The 6,000-nt window shown below is 36.5% G+C and carries 6 protein-coding genes; all 6 read left to right on the top strand.

The genetic code is table 11. The features are described 5' to 3' along the window. Nucleotides 1–404 precede the first annotated feature (404 nt). The gene (locus tag GKO22_RS16485) at nt 405–1,691 is read left to right on the top strand and encodes a site-specific integrase (protein WP_166337017.1); all 1,287 of its coding nucleotides are present in this window, start codon (nt 405–407) and stop codon (nt 1,689–1,691) included. A 1-nt stretch (nt 1,692) separates the two neighbouring features. Further along, nucleotides 1,693–2,718 carry a hypothetical protein gene (locus GKO22_RS16480; protein WP_166337015.1) on the top strand — a complete coding sequence of 342 codons (1,026 nt, stop codon included), beginning with the start codon at nt 1,693–1,695 and terminating at the stop codon, nt 2,716–2,718. Nucleotides 2,719–2,728: 10 nt separating this feature from the next. Continuing rightward, nucleotides 2,729–3,475, top strand: coding sequence for a competence protein CoiA (locus GKO22_RS16475; RefSeq protein WP_166337013.1), 747 nt, complete (start codon nt 2,729–2,731; stop codon nt 3,473–3,475). A gap of 286 nt (nt 3,476–3,761) precedes the next feature. Then, on the top strand, nt 3,762–4,070 hold the full coding sequence (locus GKO22_RS16470) for a DUF3853 family protein (RefSeq protein ID WP_166337011.1): 309 nt from the start codon (nt 3,762–3,764) through the stop codon (nt 4,068–4,070). Beyond that, entirely contained in the window at nt 4,067–4,999 is a 933-nt protein-coding gene (locus tag GKO22_RS16465; protein WP_166337009.1) for an AAA family ATPase, read from the top strand. Before GKO22_RS16470 ends, GKO22_RS16465 begins: the two co-directional genes overlap by 4 nt. Nucleotides 5,000–5,093: 94 nt before the next feature. Next, nucleotides 5,094–5,933, top strand: coding sequence for a toprim domain-containing protein (locus GKO22_RS16460; RefSeq protein WP_166337007.1), 840 nt, complete (start codon nt 5,094–5,096; stop codon nt 5,931–5,933). The last annotated feature ends 67 nt before the right edge of the window (nt 5,934–6,000 follow it).

Raw genomic sequence — 6,000 nt, 5'->3', positions numbered from 1 at the left:
ACGCAACCCGCAAAGAAATTGTTCGAACCCTCTTATCGGGCGCTCATCACCTCCGCCAAAAACAAAAGCCCAACTTTGCAGTTGAGCTTTCGTTTTGTGGAGCCGGAGGGATAGTTTGCGACCCGCAATCCCCGCACGCAACCCGCAAAGAAATTGTTCGAACCCTCTTATCGGGCGCTCATCACCTCCGCCAAAAACAAAAGCCCAACTTTGCAGTTGAGCTTTCGTTTTGTGGAGCCGGAGGCTCTTTTTATGTAGATTTTTAAATGTTTTTACAGATTCAATTAAAAATACAAAACTCAGTAAATCAACAACATAATACTATTTTATATTTTCATGAGTTTTTAGGTATTCTGAAAAATTGGGTGTAAATTTGGGTGTTGATATTTTACTGACCCCTAAAAATGAACATCAAAAGGAATATCATTTTTTCACTTGAAAGACGCAAGAAGGACAGCATAGAGATCATTGAAAATGTCCCAATTAGAGTCCGTATCAACTATGACGGTGATAGACTAGATTTATCCAGTGGCTTTCGGGTTGACATCTCTAAATGGGACGATAAAAAGCAACGCGTAAAAAACGGTACTACAAACAAAATTAAACAGTCTGCAAGTGAAATAAATGCATCACTCTTGAAGATTGAAAGCATCATTCAAGATATCTTTAAAAGTTACGAGATTGAAGGCACCGTGCCGTCAAAAACCACATTGAGGAATGAGATAAATGATCGGATAAAACCGAAAAATGAAACTTCTCCCGAAGAACAAACACAAAGTAAATTCTTCGATTATTACGACCAATTTATTATAGAGAACCGAAAACTCAATAACTGGACTGAAGGCACACTAAAAAAGCTTCAAACGGTTAGAAACCACTTACAAGAATTTAAACCAAAAATCGGCATCAACGATTTTGATAATTCTACGCTTGATAAATATTTGGATTTCCTGTTGAAGAATAGAGGATTTAAAAACTCAACACTAGAAAAACATTTGAAGTTTCTAAAATGGTTTCTTCGTTGGTGTCATAGAAAGGGAACGGTTACTAACACAGCGTTCCTATCCTACCGCCCAAAGATTAAAAAGATAGAAAAAAAGGTCGTCTTTCTCACGGGGCATGAGATCGATCACATTAAAGCATTTAGTATTCCGAAAGAAAAGCCATATCTACACCGTGTACGTGATATACTGATTTTCACTTGTTATTCAGGATTGAGACATTCAGACGTATATGCTTTGACTAGAGACGCTGTAAAAGAAAAATATATAGAAGTAGTAACTATCAAAACCGATGATAAGCTCATCATCGATTTGAACAATCACACAAAAGAAGTCTTAAATAAATATAAGGATGAAAGATTCCCGAACAACAAGGCGCTACCAGTAATTTCAAATCAGAAATTTAACGAATACCTCAAAGAACTTGGTGAATTAGTCGGACTTAATGAATCAATTATGACGACCTATTATAAAGGAAACAAGCGAATTGAAGAGGTTGTCCCAAAATACGCACTATTAACTTCTCACATTGGAAGGCGTTCGTTTATATGCAACGGCTTATTCCTCGGGATACCTGTGCACATAATGATGAAATGGACTGGACATTCGGACTATAAATCTATGCAACCTTATATCGATACGGTAGACGAGATGCGCAGCGAAGCAATGGAAATGTTTAATAAAATGTAGTATGGCAAAATCGATCTATGATGTTTTAAATATCGTTGATGTATATATTGAAATTACACAAGCGCTCCGTTCGACTAAGCCACTGTATTGGGAAGATATTGCGGATATTCAACAACAAATCGAAACGATGCTGGAAAATAACGCCTTGAAGTCAGCGATTTATAAGGAAGTAATCAACTTACCAATTGACAGTTATCAAAATTTACTAGAGACTATCAGCATACGAAGAAATCAATTGCTTAACGTCATTGATCTATTTAAAATTGAACATCGTAAATGGATTTTCGAGCATAAATTAGATGAACAAGTTGCACGGAAACAAAAGATATATAATCAGCAACTATCAAAGACAACAGCTATTCGTCAAGAGTACGAATCATTTGACAAAAGCTTGGAGGCAGCTTCTTATAGATTGAATGCTGAGGAATTAAGTGATATGGAATATCAGAATGAAAGAGAGAAAAATATTCTAAAACCGTTCTTGGATACCGAAACTGCTAAGTTAGACGAACTTTTTCGAGAATATGATTCCTTCGGTCGCGAAAACTGCCATTACACATCCGCTAAACATATTGATCTGTTGAATTATTTAGACGATATTCTTACCAAAGTATTTGTTAGAGAACCGGTAGTTAGTGAGAATAAAGTACTTCCATTAAGAAATTACGATTTAGTCAAGATATTTGAGTCTTTCGGAGGTGAATTGTTTGACAATGTTTCCGAAGACGACTTCCTTATAGTGTTCCAAGGAGGTAAAATTAACTCATTTCTAAATTTAAAAAGTGGAGTGTTTAATAAAATCTATTTTCTGATTCATAATCTATCAGAACAGATAAATGACGAAAAGAAAATAGGATGGGTAAATCATATTTTATCCTCCATTCACTGGAAAAACTCTCCTACTAACACAAAATTGCTTGAACGCATTCGTCAAAAAAGAAGAGATGCCGACAAAAATTTTAAAAATAATTTGGCGGAAATAATAAGCATTAATCCTTCAGAATTGGAAAGTCCATCAAGAAGGTAAACAGCAAACCATGAAATATGCTTTAGTAAATGGTGTCAAAACTGCTCCATCACCAAATTTAATAGGTGTATGTAGCTGCTGTAAACAGCCTGTTATTGCAAAATGTGGGATTATCAAGGTTTGGCACTGGGCACACGCTAGCCTAAACAATTGTGACAACTGGTGGGAGTCAGAAACTGACTGGCATAGGGAATGGAAAAGCCACTTTCCCGTTGAGAATCAAGAAATAGTTCATACAGATCCCTTCAACGGTGAGAAACATATTGCAGATATAAAGCTTGTTAATGGCATAGTCATAGAGTTTCAAAATTCTCCAATTAAACCCGAGGAGATAAGTAGTAGAGAACGGTTTTATAATACGATGATTTGGGTCATAAACGGAAAGGGGTTTGAACATCACTTCACCATCAAGCATAAACTTCCAAGTCATAAATCTACAACAGTTAAAAATTGTCGTATACACTACAATAAATACGGTAACAAGATTGAGATCTGTGATGTTTTGAAAAATGGAAGATATCATGAATACAGTCTTCTCCACATTCAGGAATTTCTTGACAATTACGATGATTCGCGAATGTATTCATATCAATGGAACTACGAACGAAAGAGTTGGCGTTATGCTAAAAAAATTAAACTAATCGACTTTGGAAACGATTATCTATATCAGCTTATGCATTATAACGATTCTTTCGAATGCGTAAAACTATGGTCGAAGAGAGAGTTCATAGAAAGAGCTCTGAATCCTCGAAAATAAAATCATACCTCTCTAAGCATAATTGCGAACTTTTTTTACATGCTCCTTTATTCTTAAAAATCTCAAAAGATATCTATAAACCGTAAGTTTTAATACCAATAAACGGTTTTGCACTTTTAACAGCAAACTTATTTCATTAAAACACTCATTTAAAGTGTTTTATTTTCAAAAAATAAGTACTATGCACTTTTCTGCACCCAATACCCCAATTACCTTAGTACCATGTTCTAGAACGAAAATAGGCTGCTGTACACGGCCGTAGTTTTTAACTTTAATTCGTCCGACCATGGATATACATTCATTATTAAAGAAGCCCGTCGCTATGATGACTGGCGAAGAATTGGTTGCGCTGCAAACCGAGGCAATCAGCAAAACTCCTCAAGAGGAAAAAGAAAAAAACCTTCCTGATTTTGTCTTTGGTTTACAAGGTATTCAGCAATTATTCAATTGCTCAAAGTCTAAAGCCCAAAAGCTTAAGAAGGAAGTTATTGGAAACGCTATCGATCAAGATCAAAGAACCATAATCGTTGATACCAAGAAAGCGCTTGAATTGTTCAAAGAGTTTTCCAGAAATAAAAAAAGGAGGTTCTTATGATAGATCATTTCAACCTGCTAGCGGTAAAAACTGCCAATCAAACATTACAAGATGCTGCCCTACTTCCCGATCCCAAATTTCTATATCAACCTTTGGTTGTAGAAGGCGAGCTAACCATCCTTTTTGCCGACACAGGTATTGGCAAGACTGCATTAAGTGTCCAAATCGCCATGCATATCGCATTATGCTATGTGTTATTATACGTCGATTTAGAATTGACAGATAAGCAGTTTGAAAAGCGATATCGAGATTCGAATGACAATCATTATCAGTTTCCAGAAAATTTCTACCGAGCTACACAGGAAATCATGAGCGAAATTCCAGAAAACACCAGTTACGAGCATTTTTTTATACAGTCACTTAAAGACAGAATCAAGGAAGTTGATGCTAAGGTCGTGGTATTGGATAATATGACCAAAGTGACAGCATCTTCTACAGATACTGCAAAGTCAACGATTCCGATTATGAACGCATTGTCGGCTATGAAATTTGAGAAAGGTATCACCTTCTTAATTTTGGAACACAATAAAAAGGTCGAGGAATGGAAACCAATTAGCCTTAATGATCTACAAGGCTCTAAAATGAAATCCAATTTTGCCGATTCGGTATTCACTATCGGTCGATCAGCATTCGACAAGAATTTACGCTACATCAAGCAACTCAAAGTTCGAAGCGGAGAATTAATCTATGATGAGGAAAATGTCCTTTTATGTGAGTTGTCGACCAACGAAGGCTATCTAGGATTTAATCAACTGGGATCCCGTCATGAGAAAGAGCTTTTAAAACAAAAGGAGACATCAGGTTACGAGGAAAATATAGAACAGGTGTTGGAGTTGAAAAGCAAAGGATATTCCAACGTTCAAATTGGCAAACAATTACAATGTAGCGAATCAGCCATCCGAAAATGGCTAAAAAGAGCTGAACAATAATTCTTAGGAATTCGTACGCTCGTACGACCTCGCACCTTTCGTACTGTTCGAATGGTTCGAGGTGTGCGAATTGTACGATCTAAATCAAAACTTTATGAATCACAATTACGTGATAGAAGCCTATTTGGCTTCCAAAGGGATATTTCCTGCAAAACGATATAAGCACTATTCGATTTATCATGCACCCTACAGAGCAGATCGCACGCCATCAATGAAAGTCGAGAACGACCAATGGTTTGATTTCGGACTTGGCGAAGGTGGAGGTTTAAAGCAACTACAAAAGAAAATGAACGAAGTAACGAACTTATTTCATCACGAAGCTACCGATAAACTAGAAGTCGCCAGCTATTCAGATAGCACGATCAAATTAAACTATACGAAAGACATCGGTACCAACGAAGTTTTAAACCAATATCTCCGATCTAGGGGCATATCCACTCAAATAGCAAAGAAGTATTGCAGAGAAGTATATTATTCAAACGGTAATAAGAAGTTCTTTGCAGTGGGATTGCCGACTGTGAATCCCAATTCGTTTGCAATAAGGAATAAAGACTTCAAAGGCAACCTCGGATCAGGCATTTCTTTTTTTTCAAACGGATGTGTTGCTAAACGGCTCCTAGTGTTTGAAGGCTGTTTTTCCATGTTGAGCTATTGGCAATTATTTAAGGATTTTCAAAACCTCCTGAATGGAGACGTGCTGGTTTTTAATTCTTTATCCAACAAAAATAAGATCGAAAAATATGCGTCAAGTTATCATCAAATAAGTCTGTTCTTGGACAATGATTTGGCAGGACAGAACGCCACCAAAGAGCTCTTAAGCAAGTACAAATATGCAGAAGATGCATCGCTACTCTACGAGAATGTGAACGACATGAATGATCATTTAAAAGAATGGAATGATATGGTGTCAACTATCAAATTTAATCGACGATAAGAAAGTGCAAGATGTACCTTTTCCCTGAAAAAATACATTTTGTCTTGGGAAAAGGTTATCCCGTTGG

The organism is Sphingobacterium chungjuense, assembly GCF_011316935.1.
Taxonomy (GTDB): Bacteria; Bacteroidota; Bacteroidia; order Sphingobacteriales; family Sphingobacteriaceae; genus Sphingobacterium; species Sphingobacterium chungjuense.
The sequence above is the reverse complement of the archived record's forward strand: the minus strand, read 5'-3'. Positions and strand labels throughout refer to the sequence as shown.